The 24,761-nt window shown below is 68.1% G+C and carries 15 protein-coding genes and 1 pseudogene; 8 read left to right on the forward strand and 8 right to left on the reverse strand.

Features of this window, described 5'->3' with window-relative positions:
- Window positions 1–11: 11 nt before the first annotated feature.
- Window positions 12–857, reverse strand: a complete 846-nt coding sequence (locus HUT16_RS19435; RefSeq protein WP_176189399.1) for an ISAs1 family transposase — start codon at window positions 855–857, stop codon at window positions 12–14.
- A 94-nt stretch (window positions 858–951) separates the two neighbouring features.
- Window positions 952–1,227 (reverse strand): annotated as a pseudogene (locus HUT16_RS39800) (transposase family protein); the annotation flags it as partial.
- Between the two features lie 657 nt (window positions 1,228–1,884).
- Between HUT16_RS39800 and HUT16_RS19445 the strand changes: the two are divergent.
- From HUT16_RS19445 to HUT16_RS19460, 4 genes are all read left to right on the forward strand, one after another.
- Window positions 1,885–2,160 carry a hypothetical protein gene (locus tag HUT16_RS19445; protein WP_176189400.1) on the forward strand — a complete coding sequence of 92 codons (276 nt, stop codon included), beginning with the start codon at window positions 1,885–1,887 and terminating at the stop codon, window positions 2,158–2,160.
- A 364-nt stretch (window positions 2,161–2,524) separates the two neighbouring features.
- Window positions 2,525–4,960: an N-6 DNA methylase gene (locus HUT16_RS19450; protein ID WP_176189401.1), complete on the forward strand. Its 2,436-nt coding sequence runs from the start codon at window positions 2,525–2,527 to the stop codon at window positions 4,958–4,960.
- A complete protein-coding gene (locus tag HUT16_RS19455; protein ID WP_176189402.1) occupies window positions 4,957–6,303 on the forward strand; it encodes a restriction endonuclease subunit S in 1,347 nt (448 codons plus the stop codon). The genes HUT16_RS19450 and HUT16_RS19455 overlap by 4 nt, the downstream gene beginning before the upstream one ends.
- Before the next feature lie 91 nt (window positions 6,304–6,394).
- Entirely contained in the window at window positions 6,395–8,557 is a 2,163-nt protein-coding gene (locus HUT16_RS19460; protein WP_176189403.1) for a DUF262 domain-containing protein, read from the forward strand.
- A gap of 150 nt (window positions 8,558–8,707) precedes the next feature.
- On the opposite strand, the gene HUT16_RS19465 is transcribed toward HUT16_RS19460, so the two are convergent.
- Window positions 8,708–10,036: an IS630 family transposase gene (locus HUT16_RS19465; RefSeq protein WP_217712086.1), complete on the reverse strand. Its 1,329-nt coding sequence runs from the start codon at window positions 10,034–10,036 to the stop codon at window positions 8,708–8,710.
- A gap of 105 nt (window positions 10,037–10,141) precedes the next feature.
- Here HUT16_RS19465 and HUT16_RS19470 point away from each other — a divergent pair, with 105 nt between their 5' ends.
- Entirely contained in the window at window positions 10,142–10,696 is a 555-nt protein-coding gene (locus HUT16_RS19470) for a GIY-YIG nuclease family protein (RefSeq protein ID WP_176189404.1), read from the forward strand.
- Window positions 10,697–10,927: 231 nt separating this feature from the next.
- On the opposite strand, the gene HUT16_RS19475 is transcribed toward HUT16_RS19470, so the two are convergent.
- Entirely contained in the window at window positions 10,928–12,862 is a 1,935-nt protein-coding gene (locus HUT16_RS19475; protein WP_176189405.1) for a site-specific integrase, read from the reverse strand.
- 1,350 nt (window positions 12,863–14,212) lie between these two features.
- On the opposite strand from HUT16_RS19475, the gene HUT16_RS19480 reads away from it, so the two are divergent.
- Window positions 14,213–15,922 carry a serine/threonine-protein kinase gene (locus HUT16_RS19480; protein WP_254897884.1) on the forward strand — a complete coding sequence of 570 codons (1,710 nt, stop codon included), beginning with the start codon at window positions 14,213–14,215 and terminating at the stop codon, window positions 15,920–15,922.
- A 52-nt stretch (window positions 15,923–15,974) separates the two neighbouring features.
- Here HUT16_RS19480 and HUT16_RS19485 read toward each other — a convergent pair whose 3' ends face one another.
- From HUT16_RS19485 to HUT16_RS19500, 4 genes are all read right to left on the reverse strand, one after another.
- Window positions 15,975–17,153 (reverse strand): glycosyltransferase, encoded by a 1,179-nt coding sequence (locus HUT16_RS19485; RefSeq protein ID WP_176189406.1) that lies wholly within the window; start codon window positions 17,151–17,153, stop codon window positions 15,975–15,977.
- A gap of 113 nt (window positions 17,154–17,266) precedes the next feature.
- Window positions 17,267–19,057, reverse strand: a complete 1,791-nt coding sequence (locus HUT16_RS19490; protein WP_176189407.1) for a biotin carboxylase N-terminal domain-containing protein — start codon at window positions 19,055–19,057, stop codon at window positions 17,267–17,269.
- Window positions 19,058–19,140: 83 nt separating this feature from the next.
- Window positions 19,141–19,419, reverse strand: a complete 279-nt coding sequence (locus tag HUT16_RS19495) for a hypothetical protein (RefSeq protein WP_176189408.1) — start codon at window positions 19,417–19,419, stop codon at window positions 19,141–19,143.
- Between the two features lie 35 nt (window positions 19,420–19,454).
- Window positions 19,455–21,068, reverse strand: coding sequence for an acyl-CoA carboxylase subunit beta (locus HUT16_RS19500; RefSeq protein WP_176189409.1), 1,614 nt, complete (start codon window positions 21,066–21,068; stop codon window positions 19,455–19,457).
- 300 nt (window positions 21,069–21,368) lie between these two features.
- On the opposite strand from HUT16_RS19500, the gene HUT16_RS19505 reads away from it, so the two are divergent.
- Complete coding sequence (locus tag HUT16_RS19505; RefSeq protein ID WP_176189410.1) at window positions 21,369–22,796, forward strand: basic amino acid/polyamine antiporter; 1,428 nt, start codon at window positions 21,369–21,371, stop codon at window positions 22,794–22,796.
- 345 nt (window positions 22,797–23,141) lie between these two features.
- The gene (locus HUT16_RS19510) at window positions 23,142–24,380 is read left to right on the forward strand and encodes an arginine deiminase (RefSeq protein WP_176189411.1); all 1,239 of its coding nucleotides are present in this window, start codon (window positions 23,142–23,144) and stop codon (window positions 24,378–24,380) included.
- Window positions 24,381–24,761: the final 381 nt, after the last annotated feature.

A 24,761-nucleotide genomic window follows, 5' to 3' on the forward strand; every position in this document is an offset into this window, starting at 1 on the left:
CCCAATCAAGTTCAGTACCGACCGCTCCCCGGCGAGCTAGGGATGTTGCAAAGTCTGGCGATCTTGTAGGTGTGCTGGTCAGGCGAGGCCCAGCAGGTCGAGCGGGCGGTTGAATGGCGCGTAGGAGGCTTGGCGAAGGCCGACGGCGATGTTGCGGTGCCTGGCGGCGCGGAGGGTGTTGATCGCGAGGCTGCGCAGGGTGGCCATGTGCTCCGGGCCGTGGCCGGTACGGATCTTCGAGGCATCCTCGGCGAAGGTGGTGTCGCGGACGAAGTGGAGCCGGTTCTCGATGGTCCACTGCGATCTGGCGAGCTGCCGAGGCGCTGGGGCGAGGCTTCCTGTGAGGTCGGGTCGGTGATCGCGTAGACGGTCTGGCGGCTGCACCTGCCGGTCATGAGGTCGGTGCGGTGGCGCAGGATGCGAACTGCCTGGGCGGCGTGGGGGAAGTCCAGGCCGAGATCGGTGACGGTGAGGGCCCTGGTCGCGCGGGTCTCCCTACGGCCGTGGCCGATCTCGCGGTCGTAGCGGCGTGCGGTGACGTTCTTCCACGGCAACGACCGCAGCCGGCGGTGGAGTTCGGGCTGGTTGGCCTTGACCACCAGCAGGTAGTGGGCCTTCTTCTCTTCGACGAGGAAGCGCGCGTGGGCACGCTGGGTGTGCAGGGCGTCGGCCGTGACGGTGACCCCGGCGAGGTCGAAGGGCTCCAACAGCGCGGCGAAGCAGGTGATTTCGTTGGTCTTGCCGGGAATCCGCAGCTGGGTGACAGTGCGGCCGTCCCCGGTCATCGCGGCTAGCAGGTGGGCGGCGGGCGAGGTGCCGTGCCGGGAGCCACGTGTGGCCTTGCCGTCCACAGCCACCGAGTCCGATCCTGCGGGATCGGCCGGTCAGGTCGGCCAGGCCGCCGGGGCAGACCAGGTTGACGATCCGTCGGATGGAGGCGGTACTCGGTGCGACCCGTACGCCCGCCGCGCCCACGACCCGGGCGCCGAGGCGGGCCAGGGCGTGCTGCGGTGCGTTCGCGGACCACTGGCCGATGGCCGCGTACGAGCGTGCCCCGGCGACCACCGCCGAGGTGGCGACCAGCAGCACCGCCACGAACGGGTGACGCACCCCTCGACGCCGACGCGGATCGGGCAGCAACCGCAAACGTTCCACCAGCGGCAATCCCGTCACGCCCTCCAGAGCGGGCGACTTGATCAGGCAGACGGTGGCAGACTGGCGGCACATCGAAGCTCCGGCGGTACGAGGCGACTTGGCAAGGTCACCCCGTTCAACCGGAGCTTCGTTGCGTACGTGACGGGCCGCCCCGTACTCCTCACCCCACCGTGACCTGCCGACTCACGCGCTCATCGGGACCTTGAAACAGCCCTGACTGTACCCGCGACCGAGGAAGATCTGTGTTGCGGGCGAGCAGCTCATCGGGCGGCCGTCAGTTTGGCAGCCGCCCGGAATCGCCTGTTGCCTATAGTGCCGTATTCCTCAGAGGCTCGTTCTATCAATCCATAAGGAGCGGCGGGGCTCTCGTGAGTGCGGCGACAGAGGTTGCCGGACCTGGCTACTGCTGCTGGTCGGCAGGACGGTGCGTTCATGACTTTTCTCCCTGTGCCAATCCGGTGTGCTCAGCTTCTTAAAATCGGCGGGCTTGCGGTGCCGTGGGTAACGCCTCAGACGGTGGATCGGGCAGCGATGGGAGCCGTAGATAACGCGCGCCGCCGTGATGCGATCGTGAACCGCCTCTGCCAGATATGTGGGGAGAGGCTTGGAGGTCGGATTGTATATCTCGTTCGGCCGCGTGATATTCAGATCGGATTCCTGGCTGAGCCAGCTCTCCATCCTGAATGTTCGAGCTACTCTGCTCGGGCGTGTCCCATGCTGAATGGCCAGATGAAGCGTTACCGCTCAACGTCGGCGACGCTCAATCCGCCGGAATCGCTGCCAGGGGTTGCCGGAACGTGGTCATCTGCCAAGGCCGACGAGGAGCGTGCTGGCCATGATGCGGAGGAATGGGACGCTTGGCGGCTCAGCCCTTCTCAGTATCGGGTCATCCGCTCTCGGGATACCGGGGCTGTATTGGGCTTGCGCCTGGCCGATGTGATCCCCCTTCGAATCCGTCCAGTCCGCAAAGTGGTGAAGCAGACCGAGGAGCGCATCGGCGACTGATGGCATGGAAGAGGCATGGGTGCTGTGCCTCTTCGAAGCCTCCTTCGCACCGGCAGCGCCGCCTCGGTCGATGGCTCTCCGCCGCAGGGCCGGACGCAGTCAAGGAGTGAGGCATGGCGCACAGCGAGCTCAGGGGAGGAAGCGACACCTTGTGTGGGACTTCTCGGCACCCGTTGGTGTTGCTCCTCCTTCGGGAAGGCACGTCGAGAGCCTAGGCTGTCGTAGGCTGTCCGCTGGTCCTGCCCACAGCACTCGCCGGCCGACGATCGGTTGTCAGCCGCATCTCATACGGCTCGCTGGGCAGCTCATGCACGCGCCAGAGGGCAGGCGCGAGCGGACTGTGGGTCTGGCGAAGAGGAGCAGTATGTCCAAGGCAAGCGGTACGGCAAGCAAGCCGAAGGGCGCCCCCTCGAGCCACTACAGGGACGGGGATGAGCCGCTGCACCTCTCCGGCAACTGGGTGTGGGCCCCGCTGCGCCGGGACTGGCTGCTGGCGAAGCCCGAGGAACTGGTGCGGCAGCGGTTCATTCACAGGATGAATACCAAGTGGGGTTACGCACTCGAGCAGATGGACCAGGAGCGTAGGACTAAGGCCGGTAGGAGGTCTGTCCGCGCGGACATCGTGGTAGCCAAATCGCCCGAAGCACTGCGCGAAAACCGCGACTACGTGATGGTGGTCGAGGTGAAGGCCGAGAACGTTCCGATTCGTCAGGCCGACTACGAGCAGGGCGAGAGCTATGCGCGGTCGGTTGGAGTCGATTTCCTCGTCCTTCACAACAGCAAGACGACCTCATATTTTCACCTTATCGCGGGCCTGCCCGGCAGAAGCGTCGAGATCGCAGAGGTCCCTAAGTTCAAGGACCTGGCGAGCAGCAAGCGCATCGAGGAGATTAAGCACTCCACCAAGGCGTTCACGCGGGATGAATTCCAGCGACTTCTTTTCGAGTGCCACTGCATCTTGCGGGATAATCACAAGATGGACCCTGGCGCAGCGTTCGATGAGATCTCAAAGATCCTCTTCATCAAGATGGCCTATGAGCGCATGGGGCGAATCGAAGTTTTCAGTACGGAAGCTCTTCGTCAGATTGAGCACTCGCTTCTCGTGGACAGCAAGGAAAGGCTCCTGCAGAAGCTTTTCGATGGCACCAAGGAGTTCTATAAGCATGATCGTCTCTTTGGGAAAAGGGATGACCTGAACGTTTCTCCCGCGACGTTTGAACGAATCGTGTCGAAGCTTGAGAAGTTCAATCTGTCGGACACTGGCGAGGATGTGAAGGGCCTCGCCTTCGAGCGATTCCTTGGGGACACGTTCCGCGGCGACCTGGGCCAGTACTTCACGCCTCGACCGATGGTCAACTTCATGGTCAGGATGTTGGACCCGAAGGAAGGCGAGCGGGTTTGCGATCCGGCCGCCGGCACAGGCGGGTTCCTCATCACAGCTCTGGACTACGTGCGGGCAGGTATCGAGAACGACATCCAGGCCCAGAAGGACGCCCGGCGTGCGGAGTTGGAGCAACAGGGCAGGGCGGCCGGTTGGACCGAGGAGATCCTCCTCGAGAAGATCAACGAGGCGTATGAGCTCCTCAACAAGGACCTCGACATTCAGAATTCGACCGGGCGGCTGCACCTGGCCGCCAAGGAATGCATTCGAGGAATTGACGCTGAACCTCGCGCGGCGCGCACCAGCAAGATGAACATGATCATGCATGGTGACGGGCACAGCGGAATTTATCACCATGACGGTCTTCTTGACATTCACGATGTATTTGAGGAGTCGTTCGACGTCGTTCTCAGCAACCCACCATTCGGGGCCACCGTCACCAAGGATCAGGTCGTCGGAGCGACCGAACAGACGAGTGCGCTCACCGACCCTGATCTGATCGACGACTACAAGAAGAAGTTCGGCGATGTGTGGGAGGCTTCTCAGCGTCGAATGTGGGACGCGGACAAGAATCGTCGGCCCATCATAGAGCTCTTCGACATCGGGCGCGATCCGATCGGCGGTCCGCTTGGAAAGGCCAAGGCGCGGAGCTCTCGAAATACAGAGACGCTTTTTGTTGAGCGCTGCATCAGGCTGCTCAAGCCTGGCGGTCGGATGGGTATCGTCCTTCCTGATGGAATCCTGAACAATCCATCCATGGGGTGGCTCCGTGAATACGCGGAAGGGCGCGCCAGGATTCTTGCTGTCGTATCTGTTCCTCAGGAAGTCTTCGCCAGCTCAAAGGCCACGGTCAAGACCTCGATCGTCTTCCTTCAGCGTTTCACAGAGGACGAAGTGGCGCAGCTTGAGGCTCTTCGCGAGCAGGCTGGCAAGGAAGCGGATGAGATTCTGATCGCTGAACGCGAGAAGTTGGATGAGCTTCGCCACCGAATTGACACCTATGATCGTGATGATCTTGCAGATCTAGTTGATCAAATCACCGCCGCCGAAGCCTCGGGCGAGGCGAAGCCATCTGAGCTTGCTGCCCTCAAGCGGGCGCTGCGCGCCGCCATCACGTCGGACGACAAGGCCCGTGCTCGGGAGCTGACCCGTGAGTACGCGAAGGCTGCGGCCGAACTGGATGAGAAGAAGGCCGCTCTCGTCCGGAGCATGGTGCGCGAGCGGTTCAGCTACCCGGTCTTCATGGCTGAAGTCGAGTCAGCGGGCATCACCGGGACCGGAGAGACCGGCGAGAACGTTGCGAACGACCTGCCGCTTGTCGAGGCGGAGTACCGCAGGTTCCAGGCTGATCCAGTGGCCTACCAGCTGGAGGTCGAGGCAAGGCTTGCTGTCGAGTCCGAGCAGGAGCTGGCGCTGTGACGATCACAGTGCGGGTGGCGCAGTCCCGCGCGCTGGACCGGTGGGACGTCAAGCAGATGCTGGCGCTGTCGTGGCATCGGCCGGCCGCGGAACTCAGGGCGATCGGTGATGTCGCTGTCCGCCGCACCGAGGCCAGTAGCAGTGTCCTGCGCCTCGGCAGCATTCACTTTGACGGCAAGATCTCGCTGCGCCCTGCCGAGGCCTCCATCAAGGGGCGAACCTTCGTAGCCCACCCCGGCGATGTTGTCTTCAGCAAGATCGACGTCCGGAACGGGGCGATCGGAGTCGTTCCCGAGGAGTTCGGGAAGCTGGCGTTCAGCCCCGAGTACCCTATCTTCGACATGAGCGCGGTCGGCGAAGTGCTGTCGGCATACATGCGCATCCTCTGCCGCACGGCGGTGTTCCGAAGCCAGGTTCAGGCCCTCGTCGTCGGCCACAGCGGACGAAAAAGGGTGTCGCCTGAACTCTTTGAAAGCCTCACCATTCCGGTGCCACCGCTGGAGGAGCAGCACCGGATCGTGCGGGCTGAGCTCGAGGCGCAGGACCGCATTCAGCATCTGCGCACCGTCGAGACGTCAGTGCTCGCTGACGCGGTCCAGGAGATCTCGGATTTCCTCGGCCTGGTGTCCACCCATATTGCCCCCATAAAGTTCCCGTTCGTCGCGCAGAGCGTCCGGCTGGACCGCTGGTCAGTGTCCTCCGCCGTTGCTGGCGTCCGGGGCGTCGCGCGTGAACTCGTCAGCGACTATCCCGTTCGACCATTGGGCGATCTTGCCGTTGTCAGCTACGGGCTGCAGAAGAGCCCGACAAACCGCCCAGGGAAGCATGCTCACCCGTATCTCCGGGTGGCCAACGTGCAGAACGGGTACCTCGATCTCGATGAGATGAAGACGATCGAGGTACCCCCGGCTCAGCTTGACCTATTCCTCTTGAAGCCGGGTGACGTGCTGCTGTGCGAAGGGAACAGTGCGGATCTCGTCGGGCGTCCGGCGATTTGGTCCGGTGAAATCGAGAAGTGTGTGCACCAGAACCACGTGCTGCGTGTGCGCATGGAATCAGACGAACTGCTGCCGGAATATCTCCTCGCGTACATGCAGACCGCCCCGTCTCGTCTGCATTTTCGCCAGAGGGCCAAGCAGACGACGAACCTGGCCACCATCAACAGCACAGACGTTCGAGAGCTGTCCATCCCCGTTCCGGGTGTGGCAGAGCAGAGGAAGATCGCGGCTCTGTGGGCTGACGCGCAGCTGCAAGCTCAAGTGGCCAAGCGACAGGCACGCGAGGAGGAGAACCGCTCACGTCGCCAGATCGAAATGATGATCAGCGAAGGCGTAGCCGTGTGACGGTTCGTCGATTTTCGTGGAACCGCCGCGGCTGTCATAGGCCTGGAATATCGTTCCTACCCTGTACCAACTGCCAAGCAGGGGAGGGAACGTGCACGACGGCGGGGACGCGCAGCTGGTTGACGGACGGGGCCAGACGGTCAAGCAGCTCTTCAAGAACGCCCGGTACGGTCTGGAGTACTACCAGAGGGAGTACACCTGGACCCGCCGGAACATGCAGGAACTGCTCGGCGACCTGGCTGAGCGCTTCCTCAGCCAGTGGAAGTCAGGACACGAACGCCGTGATGTGGCCTTCTACCGGCCGTACTTCCTCGGATCCATCGTCACCTACGAGAGTGATCGGACGTACCTCGTCGACGGCCAGCAGCGGTTCACGTCACTGCTCCTTCTGCTCACCCACCTGCGCGCACTCCTCAGCGTGGACGAAGAGCTGGAGGACGATGCCCGAGACCTCGACCAGCTCATCCGATCGCGGCAGTACGGCACGCGGGCGTTCACCCTGGACGTTCCGGAGCGCAACGACTGCATGGAAGCGCTGCTGAGGGGCCGGACGGAATTCACGGTGCCCGAAGACGCCTCACTGTCGGTGAAGAACCTCTGGGCACGAGGATCCGACCTTGCCGAGGACTTCCCGGCAACCCTCCGCGGCGAGCCCCTGCCCTACTTCGTCGACTGGTTGCTCAACCGTGTCTGCCTCGTTGACATCCGCGCTCACGACCGGGACAACGGCTGGGAGATCTTCGAGACGATGAACGACCGAGGCGCGCGGCTCACGCCCCTCGACCTCCTCAAAGGCTTCCTGCTCTCCCACGCCGGCCAGAAGCACGCCGAGCTCAATGACGCCTGGCGGGGCATGCTGACCGGCCTGACGAACGCCGGCGCTCATCCGAGCGACTTCATCAAGACCCTTCTCCTGGCGCTCTACGTCGGTCCCGACACCCCTGACAGGGAGAAGATCGACGGATCCTTCCACGAGTGGGTCCGCGAACACGCCGGGCTCCTCGGGATGATCCGCCCCGACAAGTTCCGGTGGTTCATAACCGACATCCTCGTACCGTTCGCCAGCAGGTACGCGCTGATCCAGCGGGCGACGACCGAGCGAATCCCGGGACTGGAGACGGTCCGCTACAACGCCGACAACGGCCTCACCGGACAGCTCACGCTGCTCACCGCGGTCATGCGGCCCGACGACGATGACGCGACCTTCATCGCCAAGGCACAGCTGGTGGCCCGGTTCCTGGACCTGCTCCTGGCCCGCCGGATGGCGAACAGCGCTCCGATCCAGAGCGTCGAGCTGTTCCCGGAAATCATGCGGCTGGTCCCCTTCGTCCGCGAGGCCGCGACGGTCGAGGACCTCTCGAAGCTCTTCGGCCAGGAAGCGGCGGAGCTCGGCCACGACTTCTTGGGCATCAACACCTTCAAGCTCCGCAGTGACAACCGCAAGCAGGTGCGCTATCTCCTGGCGCGGATGACCGCGTTCGTTGAGGGCGAGAACGACAACCCCGACCGCACCGCTGAGTACCTCGGCCTCGAGGGCACCCGCCCGCACGAGATCGAGCACATCTGGGAGAACCACTACGACCGGCACAAGGAGGCTGGAAGCGAGGAGCAGTTCCGAAACCAGCGGGACCAGCTCGGCGCCCTCCTCCTGCTGCCCAAGTCAGACAATGCCAGCTACCAGGACACGGTCTACGAGAAGAAGGTTGAGTACTACCAGCGGCAGAACCTGCTGGCCGCCCTTCTGCACCCGAAGGCCCACGAGAGGAACCCTCGCCTGCGGCGCTTCATCGCCGCTCACGACCTGGCGAAGCTCGCGAAGCCCTACGGCGACTCCTTTCCCCCTGCGGCGATCAAGGAGCGGCAGCGCCTGTACCGCCGGCTGTGCGAGCTGGTATGGGACCCTGCGGGCCTGGGCTTCACCGTGCCGACTGGGCAATCGGCGAAGCGAACCGCGTCGACGCGAGCGCACTACGGCATCACGCCCGCTCAGCTGATCAAGGTGGGTCTGCTCCGGCCTGGCATCGAGATCACCACGACGGGGCGACGGGAAGCTCAGCGCGCCGTGCTGTTGGAGGACGGGCGGGTGCAACTGGAGAACGGGGCCATTTACGACTCGCTGTCCACTGCCGGGCAGATTGCGTTGAACATCCCGTCTTGCAACGGTTGGCGCCGATGGCAGGTGCGGACCGAGCACGGGCTCGAGCCTCTGATCAAGGTCCGGCAGCGGGCATTGGAGCGGGGACTCCTGAGCTAGCCTGGCGGTCTGTCACCGAGGCCGAAGCTGCTCCGAGAGGGTGAGGCGGCTTCGGCGGCTGTTCTGCGTAGCGTTGAAGGGCGGCCGTCAGCTGGCGGCCGCCCTTGGGCGCCGGTAACGGGGCAACTCCCTAGTGTCTTGCGCCGCAAATCACGAGGGTGAGTTTTGCTCTGATGTCGGGCTTGGTGGGTTGATTTTGGTGAGGTAGTCGGCGAGGGATTTGAGGATCTCGTCGGCGGTCTTGGTCCAGGTGAAGGGTCGGGGGTTGTCGTTCCAGGTCGAGATCCAGGCCTTGATGTCGTTCTCGAGGGCTTGGACGGAGGTGTGGACGCCGCGGCGGAGGAGTTTGTCGGTGAGGAGGCCGAACCAGCGCTCGACCTGGTTGATCCAGGACGAGCCGCTGGGGGTGAAGTGGACGCGGAAGCGAGGATGCTTCGCGAGCCAGGTGCGGATCTCGGCTGTGTTGTGGGTGGCGTAGTTGTCGCACACCACGTGGACGTCGAGGTCTCGCGGCACGGCCTTGTCTATCGTGACCAGGAACTTCTTGAACTCGATCGCCCGGTGACGGCGGTGGAGTTCACTGATGACGGTGCCGTCGGCGATGTTGAAGGCGGCGAACAGGCTGGTGATGCCGTGGCGCAGGTAGTCGTGGGTGCGGCGCTCGGGCATGCCGGGCATCATCGGCAGCACCGGCTGGGAGCGGTCCAGCGCCTGGATCTGGGACTTCTCGTCGACGCATAGCACGACCGCCCGCTCGGGCGGGTTGTGGTAGAGCCCGACGACGTCGACGACCTTGTCCACGAACTGCGGGTCGGTGGACAGCTTGAAGCTGTCCTGCAGATGGGGCTTGAGGTCGAACTTCCTCCAGATCCGCCCGATGGTCGACTTCGACAGCCCGGTGCGAGCGGCCATGGAGGTCCGCGACCAGTGGGTGTCGTTGCCCGGCGTGGACTCCAGAGTCGCGGCAATGACGTCCTCGACCTGGTTGAGCAGGATCGACGGCGGCCGGCCAGGTCGGGGCTCGTCCTGCAGACCGTCGAGGCGCTTGGCGATGAAGCGGGCCCGCCAGCGCTCCACCGTCGACTCGTCGACGCCCAGGTCCATCGCGGCCTGCTTGTTGGTCCCACCCTCCGCGCACCGCAGCACGATCCCGGCCCGCAGGGCCAGATACTGCGCGGTCTTCGCCCGCCTCGCCCAGCGCACCAACTGGTCCCGCTCGGCATCGCTCAAAACCAGATCGGCCTTCGGCCGCCCGATCCGGCCCGCGTCCTGCAGACCGGCCAGCCCCTCGGCCGCGAACTTACGACGCCACTTGCCCACCGTCTTGGCCTGCACGCCAACATGCCCTGCAACAGCGGCATTCGACATGCCGTCAGCACACTCCAGAATGATCCGGGCCCGCTCGGCAACTCTCCGGTCCCACCCCGCAGCCCGACGCACCAACTCGGCACGCTCGTCCTCGGACAACGTGATCGACACGGCAGAAGGCCCAGGATGTGACACTCGAAAAGGGTAGCAACTTACCCTCATGATTTGCAGCGCAAGACACTAGTTCCCCGAAGGAAGTTGTGCCACTCTTCCAGGATGGCACCCCTGTCCCTGACAGAGCTCGAAGCGGCGTTCGCACAGGCCGGTATCCCACCCCACCAACTCGGTCGGTCGACGGAGGAAGAGACCCGCGAACGGCTGCTGGCGAACCTAATCTCCGGAAAGGCGGCGCGGAAGTCGAGCGAAGCGCTCTTGGTGGAGTATTGGGCAATGTGGCGACTCGGCTATGCCGCTGACCCAGACCGGAGGCCGTATGGGGACCGGCTCTACGTCCTGTCGTTCGCGGGCGCCCACCCATACGTGAAGATCGGACGTACGGACAACTTCGCTCGTCGCCTCCGAGAGCACCGGACGAGCGCTGGCCGGCACGGCTACGCACTCTTCGACGCCTGGGCATCGGAGCCCGTCGAGAGCGCCCACGACTGGGAGACGAGTGTGCTTCGGACGCTGCGCCGGCGGCACGACCCAGATGAGACCGACGGGGAGTATTTCTACGGCCTCGCCTATGACCAAGCGCTGACGGTCGTCGACGAGGAGCGGCTATGGGCGAGACCTCGGGCGGCGCAACCGCCGTCCCTGACCACGACCTGAGATCTACGAGCATGAAGGCAGGGACGGCGGTGCGAGACGCGAAGTGGGTCTCGGCCCGCGCCTTAGGGTACCGGCAGGACGGCGTTGATCGCGGCGGCGGAGAGTAGCAGCTGCAGTGTGGTGATCACTTGCTGGACGGTGGCCGAGCCGGCTTGGGTGGAGCGGAGCGTCATCCTGCGGTTGCGAGCCGGGACATGCGGGGTAGCCTCAGGCCCGCGTGGGCCGTATGTGCTACGTCTCCGTGTCCTGCAGCGCTTGGGCGAACGCGCCCTTCACTGCCTCCTGGTCGGTGCCGCGTGCGACGATCTCGACCGGGCCGCGCAGGCCGAGCCGGGCTTGCACCGACGTGGTGGCGGCCTGGTCTGTGAACAGGTCCCGCTCGAACTCGAACGTCGGTCGGCCGGCGAGCGGTAGCTGATACAGGACTGCTCTCGAGTGCCGGTCGAGGACTGCCACCGCGGAGTAGACGTGCTCGTAGCGGGGCTGTCGCTCCCACAGGGATCCGTGGCCGGTCCACGGCGCCGGCTCGCTGGGCATGGTCGCGCGGGCGTCGATCTGTCCGAGGTCGCCTTGTTCTAGGAGATTGTTCCAGAGGACGACGAGGGCCTGGGCGTCGTCGCGGTTGGTCAGGGCGACCTCGATCCTGCCGAGCACGAGTAGGTAGACGAGCGGGGCGGTCGCCTTGCGGGTCTTCATCGGCACCAGGGCGGCGGCCTTCTCGGCACTTTCCCGGTCGAGGGATGGCAGGACGGAGGTGTAGGTGTCGGCGGTCAGGACGATGGTGGAGTGGCCGAGGACTTCCTGCACGACCTTGAGGTCGGCGCCGGCGCCGAGCATCAAGGTGGCCGCGAGGTGCCGCAGGTCGTGCAGGCGCACCGGTGGGAGGGCAAGGCGGGTGCACAGCCGCTCGAAGCGGTCGGTGAGGTAGTCCGGGTTGATTGCGGTGCCGTCCTCGCGGACGAAGACGGCGTCGTGCTCGGGCCAGGGCTTTCCTGCTTCGGCGGCCTCCTGGCGGGCCTCGTCCATGCGGTCGAAGTGGTCGCGGAGCTCCTGCAAGGTGTGGCTGTCGAGGGCGACGGTGCGGACGCTGTCCGCCTTCGGGGCTTTGCCGAGCGGTTCGCCGTCGACGGTGACGATCTGCCAGTCCACGGTGATCAGGGCGGTGTCGAGGCTGCACTTCGACTTCATCAGGCCGGCGCCCTCGCCTCGGCGCACGGCACGGAAGATCGCCAGGTGCCAGTACGCCCGGAGCCAGTCGTTCTCGATCGCGTCCAGGAACTCGCCGGCCTGCTCGGGCGTCCAGACCATAACCTTGGACGGCTTCTCCCCGGTGCGCCGCCACTCCGCGACCCGCTCGGGGGTCCACAGCAGAGCCTTCGGCCGCTTGCCCGACGGCAGTTCGACCAGGCTCGCCCAGTTCTTGCTGATCCGCTCTTCGCGGACAGCCTGGGATAGGGCGGAGCGCAGGGTGGCGCGGATGCGGTGCATCGTCGCGGGGGCGACGATCTTCATCTGCGGGTGCGGATCCCGCTTGGGGATCACGGGGGCCGGGACGGCGGGCGGCTGGGCGTTAGCCTTCGGCCGCCCGGGCTTGCGTCCGTGGCGCGCTTTCCACTCGGCGTACTCCGCGCGGGCCTTCGCCACCATCGCCAACTCGTACTCGATGACGAGGTTGCGCGCCTCAATCGCGTCGAACATGTCCCGGATCGGACCGGCCGTCAGATCTTCCAGCACGATGACGCCGAGCGCGGGGATCAGGTAGTTGCGGATGTGGCCGGCGTAGGAGCTGACGGTCGACTTCTCCAGCGTCTTGCGGTGCCCGAGCCATTTGGTCAGGAACTCCCCGACAGTAGTGCGGTGGTCGATGACCTCGGAGCGGGTCCTTTGGCTGAGGGCCTTCGCCAACGCCGCCTCGGCCGCGTTCTGATCATCGAATCCACCTCGCCGGTCTCGTCTCGGCTTGCCGTCCGGACCATTGCCAAGCGGAAGGTAGTACCACCAACTTCCGTGCGGCTTACGCCCCTTGAGCTTGGGGCACCGTGCACCTAGCTCCTTAGTCTTGGGCTTGCCGTGCGCGTCCAGCACTGGTGTGCCGTCCCAGTTGTGGACCGGGGTGCGGCAGGTACAACGGCGGTACACCGAGCCGGTCTTACGTGCTTTGCTCATCGGGCCGCCTTCGGTGCGTGGTGCGGGGTCATGGCCTCTCAGCCGGTGCTCGGGCCCGCTCAGGGCTCGGTTCAGGGAGTTCCTAGAGTTACTGATCTGCGCCGCCTGGGGTGCAGGTTCGTTGACTGATAGGGAAGTTGGAGACCGTACCTGTGCGGCAGGTATATGGTCGCGTCGTGTTCGGCCTGACGCGGCTTGATGCGATGATTGTGGCCGAAGGCGGATGAGAAGAGCCTCAACAGCCTTAGCTGACAAGGAAGTTCGAAGGATCAGCGGGCTTGGTGGAGGCAGTGGCCGGCGACAGTCAAGAACGCCATCTGCGTAATGCAAGAGCTGTGACCAGCATGAATATGGCCTTGGGCTGTACCTGTGGCCCGGTACCCCGTGCGTGGGGAGGCGGGTGGACCACGGCATAGAAGCTCCGGTTCAGGGTCTGGTCATAACGGCGACGAACACCACTCCGGCTCTTCGCGACTCGAGCTGACCGGGACCGTTCCGGAAGCTGGCGGGTACTTCGGACTCCTGGAGGCCGAGAGCTACAACGCGGCGTAACGCGGTGAGGTCCTGGCGATCACTGGAGGTCGACGTCTGCTGCCAGTGCCCACCGCGAAGCTGCGTGCCCTGCTCGGCATCGACGCGGCGGCTTGCGCGGTCTTCGGAGCACCGTTCCTCTGCTGGTCTGCGACCCCGGCGTTCCCGTCCCTAGGTCGGAGACGACATTCATGTCGTGGTTCGCGGTTGGCAGCAGTACCGACGGGCGCGGTAAGGCGCTGGCATCCGTTGCTGGGGAGGGCTCGGTGAAACGGTGCACCTGAATCGAATGAATCCGAAGGCGTGCAGTTTGATTCAGTCGTTGATTTTACGTCGAAGTGCACGAAATATGAGGTTATTTTGGGTCATGATGGAGAGGCATGCACGGGGATAGCGCGGGGACAGAGCTGCCCGACACAGGGGTTGACCCCGGCGGGCCCGGCTGGAGGCGTGGAGTTGGGTGCACCCCGCTGACCTGGGTAAATAGTGCTCACCATGGGCTGCGGAGCACCAACTTGGGCGGTGAGAATTGAGATGCAGGATCTTTTAATCCGTAGGTTCAGGGTTCGAACCCCTGGCGGCCCACTCGGAAGGACGGGGGCCACGCCCCCTCCGATCTGTGGCGCAGCACCCCGGCCGGTGTCAACGGCCAGGGTGCTGACGTGTTTTCCGGGGTGGTCGGGCGGGTGGGTGGTTCCTGGTTCGTCGCGCTCCCTCCGGGTCGTTGGGCGGTTCGGTCCGGTCCTCCGCTGGATAGAGTGCTTGCCTGGACGGGCGTACCCGGACCAACTGCGTTCCCGAGGCCGTGACGGGGTGGAGATGCACGGAGCAAGACTGGACGGCCGGTACCGCCTGGAGTCGGTCCTGGGTTCCGGCGGGATGGGCAAGGTGTGGCGGGCCTTCGACGAACGGGTCGGCCGGCCGGTGGCGGTGAAGCTGCTGACCAACGCCGATGCGGCCTCCGCCAGCGTCGAGCGGTTCGCCGCCGAGGCCAGGGCCGCGGGCAATCTCAGCAGCCCGCACATCGTGACCATCCACGACTTCGGGCGCACCGGCCCCGAGGACGGCCGCGCGCCGTTCCTCGTCATGGAGTTCCTCGACGGCCGCTCGCTGGACGAGGTGGTCTCCCGGGGCGGCCTGCCGCCGGTCCCGGACGCCCTGGAGTGGACCCGGCAGGTGTGCACCGGGCTGGCCTCCGCCCACCGCGCGGGCCTCGTCCACCGGGACATCAAGCCGGCGAACGTCATGCTCCTGCCCGACGGCACGGTCAAGATCCTCGACTTCGGGATCGCCAAGCACCTGTACGAGGACCTCGCGCTCACCGGCACCGGTCACGCCGTCGGCACCGCCGCCTACATGGCCCCCGAGCAGGCCCGGGGCGACCGCAGCATCGGGCCCGCCGCCGACCTCTACGCCGTCGGCTGCCTGCTGCACACCCTCCTGGTCGGCCGACCGCCCTTCACCGGCGCGCCGCTGGCCGTCCTCCACCAGCACCTGACCCGGCAGCCCGAAGCCCCCGGCCGCCACCGCGCCGCGATCCCCGCCGCCGTCGACCGGCTCGTGCTGCACCTGCTGGAGAAGGAGCCCGCGGACCGGCCCGCCGACACGGCCGAGGTCATCGAGGCGATCACGATCCTGCTGGAGACCGGTCTGCGGAGCCGCCGGTCCGAGCCGCCCCGAGCGGCGCCCCGGAGCCTGCACGTCGCCGAGACCGAGACCGCGGTGCGGGCCGAACCGGCGGGCCCGTTCCCGCCGACGGTGCTCGACGCGCCCCCGGCCGATGCACCCCCGGCCGACGCGCCCCCGGCGGACCCGCCGGCCGTTCCGCGGGTCGGCCGGGTGCCGGCCCGGCGCGGGCCCGAACCGGCCGAGGGCGAACCGGCCGAGGTCGAACCGTCCGAGGGCGAACCGGAGTTCGAGACGGAGGGGGCGCCGGAGGGCGGGGGCGAGGCGCCGGCGAAGAAGCCGTCGATGGCCTCCGGCCGGAGCGCGCTGGTGGGTGCCGTGCTGATCTGCGTCCAACTGGTCGCCCTCGCCGCGTGGTCCGTGCTCTGGGCGGTCCCGGTCTCCCTCCTCGCCTTCTTCGGCCTGGTCTTCCTGATCGAGGTCGACGGGGCCGGGACGGAGGGCGACGAGAGCATGGCGGGGTGCTTCGTCGCCCTGGGCGCGGGGACGTTCTCCGCCCTGCTGCTCCTGTTCGCCTCGCCGCTGTCCTGGTGGGCGGCGCTGCCCCTGGGCTGTGCGACGGGCCCCGCCCTGTGGGGAGCGCAGCGGCCGCTCGTGCGCTGGCTCGGCCGGGCCCTCATCCGGCGGCGGGCCGATGTGCAGGGGGCGGTCGGCGTGGGCCTGGTGAACGGCGCCGTGGCGACCGGCCTGCTCACCGGTACCCGGGCGCCCGCCCTGCTCACGGTGCTTCTCGGCCTGTTCGTCTGGGTGGCCGCCTCCGGGGCGCTGACCCTCCTGCTGCCGCTCCACCGACCGGCCGGGGACGGCGACGACCGGCCGGCCCGGGCGGGCAAGCACCGCTGACGGGCCGTCGGCGGGTGTCGGGGGTGCCGGCGGGTGTCGGGGGTGGCGGGGCTCAGCGCCTGGTCCCGACCACCGAGAGCAGGACGTCGACCAGGCGCTCCGCCGCGTCCGGGCGGCCGTGTTCGCGGGAGCGGGCGGCCATGGCCTCGCGGCGGAGCGGGTCGGCCAGCAGTGGGGCCAGGGCCGCCCGGAGGTCGTCGGGGGTGGGGGTGCCGAGGAGGGCGGTGGCGGCGCCGGACCGCTGGAGGTGGGTGGCGTTGTGGGCCTGCTCGTTGCCGGCCGAGGAGGCGAGCGGGACGAAGACGGCGGCCTTGCCGAGGGCGGTGAGCTCGGCCAGGGTGCCGGCGCCGCTGCGGCTGACCACCACGTCCGCGAGGGCCAGCACGTCCGGGAGTTCGGCGCCGAGGTAGCCGGTCAGCAGGTAGCGGCCGGCCAGGTGCGGGGGCAGGGCGGCGGCCGGGCCGCGCAGGGCCGCCTCGTTGGCCGGGCCGCACTGGTGGACGACGTTGGCCCGGTCCAGCAGGTCCGGCAGGATCGCCGAGACCAGGTTGTTGATCTGCACCGAGCCCTGGGCGCCGCCCGTGACGTACACGGTCGGCCGCGAGCGGTCGAACCCGTACAGGTCCAGCGCCGTCACCGCCTTGTCGGCCCGTCCGGCCAGCACCGCCGGACGCACCGGGTTGCCGGTCACCGCGGCGCCGCCCCGGGCGGACTTCGGCAGCAGCGGCAGGGTGGATTCCGAGGACACCGCGACCCGGGTCGCCGCGCGGGCCAGCACCCTGTTCGCCAGCCCGAGGCGCACCGTCTGCTCGTGCACCACCAGCGGGGCCCCGCACGAGCGGGCCGCCAGGCCCACCGGCACCGCCACGTACCCGCCGGTGGCCAGCACCACGTCCGGCGCGAACCGGGCGATCAGCGACCTGGCCTGCCAGGCGCCCAGCGGCACCCGGAACATGTCTCGGACGTTCGCCGGGGAGACCAGCTTCAGCGGGTTCGAGGAGCGCCGGATCTTCCCGGTCGCGACCGGTTCGAACCGGATCCCCTCGGCGGGTGCGACCCGGGCCTCCAGCCCCGCCGCGGTGCCCACCCACAGCACGTCCACCGCCCGTCCCTGCGCGGCCAGCCGGGCCTGCAGCGCCCGTACCGCCGTCAGCGCGGGGTAGGTGTGCCCGCCCGTGCCGCCGCCCGTGACCACCAGGCGCAGGGGGCCGACCTGCTCAGTGAACTCCATGCCCGTCTCCCATCGACCGCCGTACCGCGGACCTCACCACTCGGATTGACGATCCATCAGCCTACGGTGGGCCCGGAGCGGCCCCGGGGGCGGAGTCGGCGGGACCTCGGCGGTCAGGCGTCCTTGATCTCGCAGAGGGCGGCGCCGCTGGAGACGGAGGCGCCGATCTGGGCGGTGAGGCCGACGATGGTGCCGGCCTTGTGGGCGTTGAGGGGCTGTTCCATCTTCATGGCTTCGAGGACGACGACGAGTTCGCCTTCGGCGACGACCTGGCCCTCCTCGACGGCGACCTTGACGATGGTGCCCTGCATGGGCGAGGCCAGGGTGTCGCCGGAAGCGGTGGAGGCGGCCTTCGCGGTGCCGGTGCGGCGCTTGGCCTTCGCCGCGCCCGCCGCGCCCGATGCGCCCGCGGCGGGAGCGGGGGCGACGCCGAGGGAGGACGGCAGGGTCACCTCGATGCGCTTGCCGCCGACCTCGACGACGACCAGGGTCTCGCGGCCCTCGGGCTCCTCGCTCTCGGCGCCGGTGCCGGTGAAGGCGGGGATGGTGTTCTGGAACTCGGTCTCGATCCACCGGGTGTGGACGTCGAACGGCCGGGTGGAGCCGGTGAGTTCGGGGGCGAAGGCGGGGTCGGTGACGACGGTCTGGTGGAAGGGGATGGCGGTGGCCATGCCGTCGACCTTGAATTCCTCCAGGGCGCGCTTGGCGCGCTGGAGGGCCTGCTGGCGGGTGGCGCCCGAGACGATCAGCTTGGCGAGCAGGGAGTCCCAGGCGGGGCCGATGACGGAGCCGGATTCGACGCCGGCGTCGAGGCGGACGCCGGGGCCGGACGGCGGGGCGAAGAGGGTGACGGTGCCGGGGGCGGGGAGGAAGCCGCGGCCGGGGTCTTCGCCGTTGATGCGGAACTCGAAGGAGTGGCCGCGGATTTCGGGGTCGTCGTAGCCGAGGGGTTCGCCGTCGGCGATGCGGAACATCTCGCGGACCAGGTCGAGGCCGGTGACTTCTTCGGAGACGGGGTGTTCGACCTGGAGGCGGGTGTTGACCTCGAGGAAGGAGATGAGGCCGTCCTGGGAGACGAGGAATTCGCAGGTGCCGGCGCCGACGTAGCCGGCTTCGCGGAGGATGGCCTTGGAGGCGCGGTAGAGCTCGGCGTTCTGCTCGGGGGTGAGGAACGGCGCGGGGGCTTCCTCGACCAGCTTCTGGTGGCGGCGCTGGAGCGAGCAGTCGCGGGTGGAGACGACGACGACGTTGCCGTGCTGGTCGGCCAGGCACTGGGTTTCGACGTGGCGGGGCTTGTCGAGGTACTGCTCGACGAAGCACTCACCGCGGCCGAACGCGGCGACGGCTTCGCGGACGGCGGATTCGTAGAGTTCGGGGATCTCTTCGAGGGTGCGGGCGACCTTGAGGCCGCGGCCGCCGCCGCCGAAGGCGGCCTTGATGGCGACGGGCAGGCCGTGTTCGGCGGCGAAGGCGGTGACTTCGTCGGCGCCGGAGACGGGTTCGGGGGTGCCGGCGACCAGGGGGGCGCCGGCGCGTTGGGCGACGTGGCGGGCGGTGACCTTGTCGCCGAGGTCGCGGATGGCCTGCGGGGGCGGGCCGATCCAGGTCAGGCCTGCGTCGAGGACGGCTTGGGCGAAGTCGGCGTTCTCGGAGAGGAAGCCGTAGCCGGGGTGGATGGCGTCGGCGCCGGAGTCGGCGGCGGCTTTGAGGACCTTGGCGATGTCCAGGTAGCTGGTGGCGGGGGTGTCGCCGCCGAGCGCGTAGGCCTCGTCGGCGGCCCGTACGTGCAGCGCGTCCCGGTCAGGCTCCGCGTACACGGCGACGCTGGCGATTCCCGCGTCCCGGCAGGCCCGGGCGACGCGGACGGCGATTTCTCCGCGGTTGGCGATGAGCACCTTGCGCATCACTGCAGACGTCTCCTCGGTCTTTCCCGGACAGCGGGTCTTTTGTTCCGGACGGTGTGAAGTCTTGGACGGGGTGGAGTCCTTCAGCGCCAGCTGACCGGACTGCGGTGGCCGGCGGTGCGTTCGAGACGGCGCAGGCGGGCCTGCGGACGGGCCTGCGGACGGGCCTGCGGGCCGGTCTGCGGACGGGGGCGGTCGCCGTGGGCGAAGCGCGGTGGCGTCGCGCGCCGGGCAGCGGTCGCGGCCCCGTGCGCCTTCAGGGCCGCGACGGGTGCCGCGGGCCCGTCGTCGCTCGGACGGCCGGGCCGCCCGGTGCGGAGAAGCGCGTTCAGCAGGGCGTCCGGCACCGGGCAGTCGGCCATCGGGCTCGGTTCCTCTCGGGTCGGCCCGGCGCCACTCACTGCGGCGGGTTGCCGTGTTTGCGGCTGGGCAGGTCGGCGTGCTTGGTGCGGAGCATGGCGAGTGCGTGGGCGAGGACGGCTCGGGTTTCGCTGGGGTCGATGACGTCGTCGACGAGGCCGCGTTCGGCCGCGTAGTACGGGTGCATCAGTTCGTTCTTGTATTCCTTGATCTTCTGGGCGCGCATGTCGTCGGGGTTGTCGGCGGTGTTGATGTCGCGGCGGAAGATGACGTTGGCGGCGCCTTCGGCGCCCATGACGGCGATCTCGTTGGTGGGCCAGGCGTAGGAGAGGTCGGCGCCGATGGAGCGGGAGTCCATGACGATGTAGGCGCCGCCGTAGGCCTTGCGGAGGATGAGCTGGATGCGGGGGACGGTGGCGTTGCAGTAGGCGTAGAGGAGTTTGGCGCCGTGGCGGATGATGCCGTCGTGTTCCTGGTCGACGCCGGGCAGGAAGCCGGGGACGTCGAGCATGGTGACCAGGGGGATGTTGAAGGCGTCGCACATCTGGACGAAGCGGGCGGCCTTCTCGGAGGCGTTGATGTCCAGGACGCCGGCCAGGGACTGGGGCTGGTTGGCGATGAGTCCCACGACGTGGCCGTCGATGCGGGCGAGGGCGCAGATGACGTTGGTGGCCCAGCGTTCGTGGACTTCGAGGAACTCGCCGTGGTCGACGATCTCCTCGATGACCTTGCGCATGTCGTAGGGGCGGTTGCCGTCGGCGGGGACGAGGTCGAGGAGGGTGTCGTTGCGGCGCTCGACGGGGTCGTCGGCGGCGACGACGGGGGGCATCTCGCGGTTGTTCTGCGGGAGGAGGGAGAGCAGGTAGCGGACTTCCTCGATGCAGGATTGTTCGTCGTCGTAGGCGAAGTGGGAGACGCCGGAGACGGCGGAGTGGACGTCGGCGCCGCCGAGGCCGTTCTGGGTGATCTTCTCGCCGGTGACGGCCTGGACGACGTCGGGGCCGGTGATGAACATCTGCGAGGTCTCGCGGACCATGAACACGAAGTCGGTCAGCGCGGGGCTGTAGGCGGCGCCGCCGGCGCAGGGACCGAGCATCACCGAGATCTGCGGGATCACCCCGGAAGCGCGGGTGTTGCGCTGGAAGATGCCGCCGTAGCCGGCCAGCGCGGTGACGCCCTCCTGGATGCGGGCGCCGGCGCCGTCGTTCAGCGACACCAGCGGCGCACCCGCCGCGATGGCCATGTCCATGATCTTGTGGATCTTCTGCGCGTGCGCCTCACCCAGCGCACCCCCGAAGATCCGGAAATCGTGCGCATAGGTGAACACCGTGCGCCCGTGCACCGTGCCCCACCCCACGATCACACCGTCGGTGTGCGGCTTCTTCCCCTCCAGGCCGAAACCCTGCGCCCGGTGACGCCGCAACGGCTCCACCTCGTGGAACGAACCCTCGTCCAACAGCAGATCGATCCGCTCCCGCGCGGTCAGCTTGCCCTTCGCGTGCTGCGCCTCGGTGGCCTGCTCGCTCGGCCCGCGGCGGACCTGCTCACGCAGCTCGTGCAGTTCCGCCGTCCGCGCCCGTGCGCCGTCCGCGTCCGGCGCGGTGCCGTTCCGCGTCGCCAGGTCTTCCGTGCCGGTCGATCGTGCGCCCATGCCCGTTCCTTCCGCGTTGTCCATGTCGCGTGCTCCGCTTCCGCTTCCGCCGATCGGACCTGCCCGTGGCGGACGATCCTGCGGCACCGGCCTAGAGCGCCCGTTGAGTCGGAGCGTGGCGGTGGTGGAGGCCGTTCCGGCGGCGGCACGCGGGCAGGTCGCATAGTCGGGCGAATCGGACATCCGATTGGTAGCGTTCCGCCCGCGGCGGTGGCGTCCGGGGCGGTGCCGTCCGGGAGGTCCGGGGTCCCCGGGACGTCCGGGGCGTTCGGGTGCCGCGAGCGAGAGGGAGCGGCGCGCGTGGCGACGGAGGAGACGGTCCGGGAGCCGGCGGTCGGCGCGGCGAAACTGGCGCTGCCGACGCTGACCATGATGGTGATCGGCTCGATGGTCGGCGCGGGGGTCTTCTCGCTGCCGGGGCGGTTCGCGCAGGAGACCGGCGTGCTGGGCGCACTGGTCGCCTGGCTGATCGCCGGCACGGGCATGCTGATGCTGGCGCTGGTGTTCCAACTGCTGGCGGTGCGGCGGCCGAAGCTGGACGCGGGCGTGTACGCGTACGCGAAGGCCGGTTTCGGCGAGTACCTGGGCTTCTTCTCGGCGTTCGGCTACTGGGCGAGCGCCTGCGTCGGCAACGTGACGTACTGGGTGCTGATCATGTCGACCGTCGGGGCGCTCGTCCCGGCGCTCGGGGACGGGGACACGGCGCTGGCGGTGGTCCTCTCCTCGGCCGGGCTGTGGGGGTTCTTCCTGCTGGTGCGGCGCGGCGTGAGGGAGGCCGCGATGATCAACCGGATCGTCACGGTCGCCAAGCTGGTGCCGATCCTGGTGTTCATCGTGCTGGCCCTGTTCTGCTTCGAGCCGGACGTGTTCGCCGACAACTTCCAGGGCGCGTCCTACACGGGCTCGCTGTACGACCAGGTGCACGGGACGATGCTGGCCACCGTGTTCGTGTTCCTCGGCGTGGAGGGCGCGAGCGTCTACTCCCGCCACGCGAAGCGGCGTTCGGACGTCGGCCGGGCCACCGTGCTCGGCTTCCTGAGCGTCTTCGCGGTGTTCGCCTCGGTGACGATCGTGTCGTACGGCCTGCTGCCGATGGGCGAGATCGCCGAGCTGCGGCAGCCGTCGATGGCGGGCGTGCTGGAGGCGGCGGTCGGCACCTGGGGGAAGGTGCTGGTCAGCGTCGGCCTGATCGTCTCGGTGCTGGGCGCGTACCTGGCGTGGACGCTGATGGCCGCCGAGGTGCTGTTCGTCGCCGCCAAGGACGAGGACATGCCGCGCTTCCTGGCCCGCGCCACCGACGGGGACGTGCCGGTGCCGGCACTGCTGCTGACCACCGCGCTGTCACAGGTGATGCTGGTGGTGACGGTGTTCTCCGACGACGCCTTCGACTTCGCCCTCGACCTGACCAGCACGCTCAGCCTGATCCCCTACCTGCTGGCCGCCGGGTACGCGGTGCTGGTGGCCCGTCAGGACCGCGCCGCCTTCGGGGTGTGGCTGACGGCCGGGCTGGCCACGCTGTACACCGCCTTCCTGGTGTACGCGGCGGGCTGGGCGTACCTTCTGGTGTCGTTCATCATCTACGCCCCCGCGACGGTGCTGTTCGTGATGGCCCGGCGGGAGCAGGGGCGGCGGCTGTTCTCGCCGCGCGAGGGGGTGGTGCTGGTGGTGTCGGTGGCGGGGGCGGTGCTGGGGGTGGTGGCGCTGGCTGCGGGGTGGATCAGCCTGTGAGTTTCCGTGACGCGACATCGGTGCTGCGGCATTCGTGTCGTGGCAACGGTGTCGTGGCAACGGTGAGGCGGCATCCGTGACGTGACATCCATGTCGCGACATCCATGCCGTGACATCCATGCGTGGGCATCGGTGTCGCGACATCAGTGCTGCAACACCGATGCTCCAGCACCGATGTCGTGACACCCGTGCTGCGGCATGCGTGACGCGACATGCGTGACGTGGCATCCATGACGCGCCATCGGTGCCGGGGCATCGGTGATGCGACACCCATGATGCGACACCTATGACGTGACACCCATGACGTGACAACCCTCAACCTCCCACCGCGAAGGGACCGTTTCGATGACTGCTCTGGGCGTCCACTCCGAAGTCGGCCGGCTGCGCAAGGTGCTGGTCTGCCGACCGGGCCTCGCGCACCGGCGGCTCACCCCCGGCAACGCCGACGACCTGCTCTTCGACGACGTGATGTGGGTGGAGAACGCCCAGCGCGACCACGCCGACTTCGTGAACAAGCTGACCGGGCGCGGCGTCGAGGTGGTCGAGTTGCACGACCTGCTGGCGCAGACGATGGCGGTGCCGGGCGCTCGGGACTGGCTGCTGGACCGGAAGATCGTTCCGGATCAGGTCGGGCTGGGGCTGGTGGACGGGACCAGGGAGTACCTGGAGACCTTGGACCCGGCGGGGCTGGCCGAGTTCCTGATCGGGGGGCTGGCCACCGCCGACCTGCCGGAGGATTTCCGCTCCGGCTACCTGGCGCTGGCGCGGGAGGCCACGGGGGTGCGCGAGTACCTGATGCCGCCGCTGCCCAACACCCTCTACACCCGGGACACCACCTGCTGGCTGTACGGCGGGGTGACGCTCAACCCGCTGTACTGGCCCGCCCGGCACGACGAGACCCTGCTGATGAAGGCCGTCTACACCTTCCACCCGGACTTCGCGGGGGCCACCGTGTGGTGGGGCGACCCGGAGCGGGACTGGGGCCAGTCGACCTTCGAGGGCGGCGACGTCATGCCGATCGGCAACGGCGTGGTGCTGATGGGCATGAGCGAACGCACCTCCCGGCAGGCGATCACCCAGGTCGCGGCCGCGCTGTTCGCGCGGGGCGCGGCCCGGCGGGTGGTGGTCGCCGGGATGCCCAAGCTGCGTTCCGCGATGCACCTGGACACCGTGTTCACCTTCGCGGACCGGGAGACCGTGACGCTCTACCCGGCGATCATGGACGGGGTGCACGCCTTCTCGCTGTACCCGACCGACCGGGCCCCGGGGGTGGAGGTGGTGGACGAGGGCTCCCGGCCGTTCACCCAGGTGGTGGCCGAGGCGCTCGGGCTGTCCGCGCTGCGGGTGATCGGCACCGGCGGCGACGTCTACGCCTCCGAGCGCCAGCAGTGGGACAGCGGCAACAACGCCGTCGCGCTCGAACCCGGCGTGGTGGTCACGTACGACCGCAACACCACCACCAACACGCTGCTGCGCAAGGCGGGCATCGAGGTGGTCACCATCGTCGGCGCGGAACTCGGCCGGGGCCGCGGCGGCGGTCACTGCATGACCTGTCCGCTGATCCGTGAGCCGGTGGACTTCTGAGGTCGGCCGGCCCGGGTCCCGCCACTCCGCACCTCCTGCACCTCTCACACCTCCCGTACCCCCCTGCACCGCCCCCGCCACTCGCCGGCCGGGGCGGTGCGGCGTTGCAGCGGTGCGGCGTTGCGGCGTTGCGCCAGTGCGGTGCGGGAGGTGTGGAGCTGCGCGGATCGGAAAAGTGTTCGGAAAGTCGTGCAACACCTGTGGGTGGTCGCGCATCTATAGGGGTGAACAGCCCGGAACGGCCGGGCTACGGGGGTGCGATGTGATACGCGGACAGGCCGAGGCCGCCCAGCCGGCGGGCGACGGGTCCGAAGGCACGGTGCCCCGGCAGCGGCCGGGTGGACGGGCGGAGGCCCGGCGACGGGCGAACGGCCGGGCGGG

Origin of the sequence: Kitasatospora sp. NA04385 (assembly GCF_013364235.1) — a bacterium.
Lineage (GTDB): Bacteria > Actinomycetota > Actinomycetes > Streptomycetales > Streptomycetaceae > Kitasatospora.

Bases quoted from the DNA above. Each gene is read 5' to 3' on its own strand.
- HUT16_RS19445 (WP_176189400.1), top strand. From the start codon at position 1,885: ATGAAGCGTTACCGCTCAACGTCGGCGACGCTCAATCCGCCGGAATCG.
- HUT16_RS19450 (WP_176189401.1), top strand. From the start codon at position 2,525: ATGTCCAAGGCAAGCGGTACGGCAAGCAAGCCGAAGGGCGCCCCCTCG.
- HUT16_RS19470 (WP_176189404.1), top strand. From the start codon at position 10,142: ATGGCACCCCTGTCCCTGACAGAGCTCGAAGCGGCGTTCGCACAGGCC.
- HUT16_RS19475 (WP_176189405.1), bottom strand. From the start codon at position 12,862: ATGAGCAAAGCACGTAAGACCGGCTCGGTGTACCGCCGTTGTACCTGC.
- HUT16_RS19480 (WP_254897884.1), top strand. From the start codon at position 14,213: ATGCACGGAGCAAGACTGGACGGCCGGTACCGCCTGGAGTCGGTCCTG.
- HUT16_RS19485 (WP_176189406.1), bottom strand. From the start codon at position 17,153: ATGGAGTTCACTGAGCAGGTCGGCCCCCTGCGCCTGGTGGTCACGGGC.
- HUT16_RS19490 (WP_176189407.1), bottom strand. From the start codon at position 19,057: ATGCGCAAGGTGCTCATCGCCAACCGCGGAGAAATCGCCGTCCGCGTC.
- HUT16_RS19495 (WP_176189408.1), bottom strand. From the start codon at position 19,419: ATGGCCGACTGCCCGGTGCCGGACGCCCTGCTGAACGCGCTTCTCCGC.
- HUT16_RS19500 (WP_176189409.1), bottom strand. From the start codon at position 21,068: ATGGGCGCACGATCGACCGGCACGGAAGACCTGGCGACGCGGAACGGC.
- HUT16_RS19510 (WP_176189411.1), top strand. From the start codon at position 23,142: ATGACTGCTCTGGGCGTCCACTCCGAAGTCGGCCGGCTGCGCAAGGTG.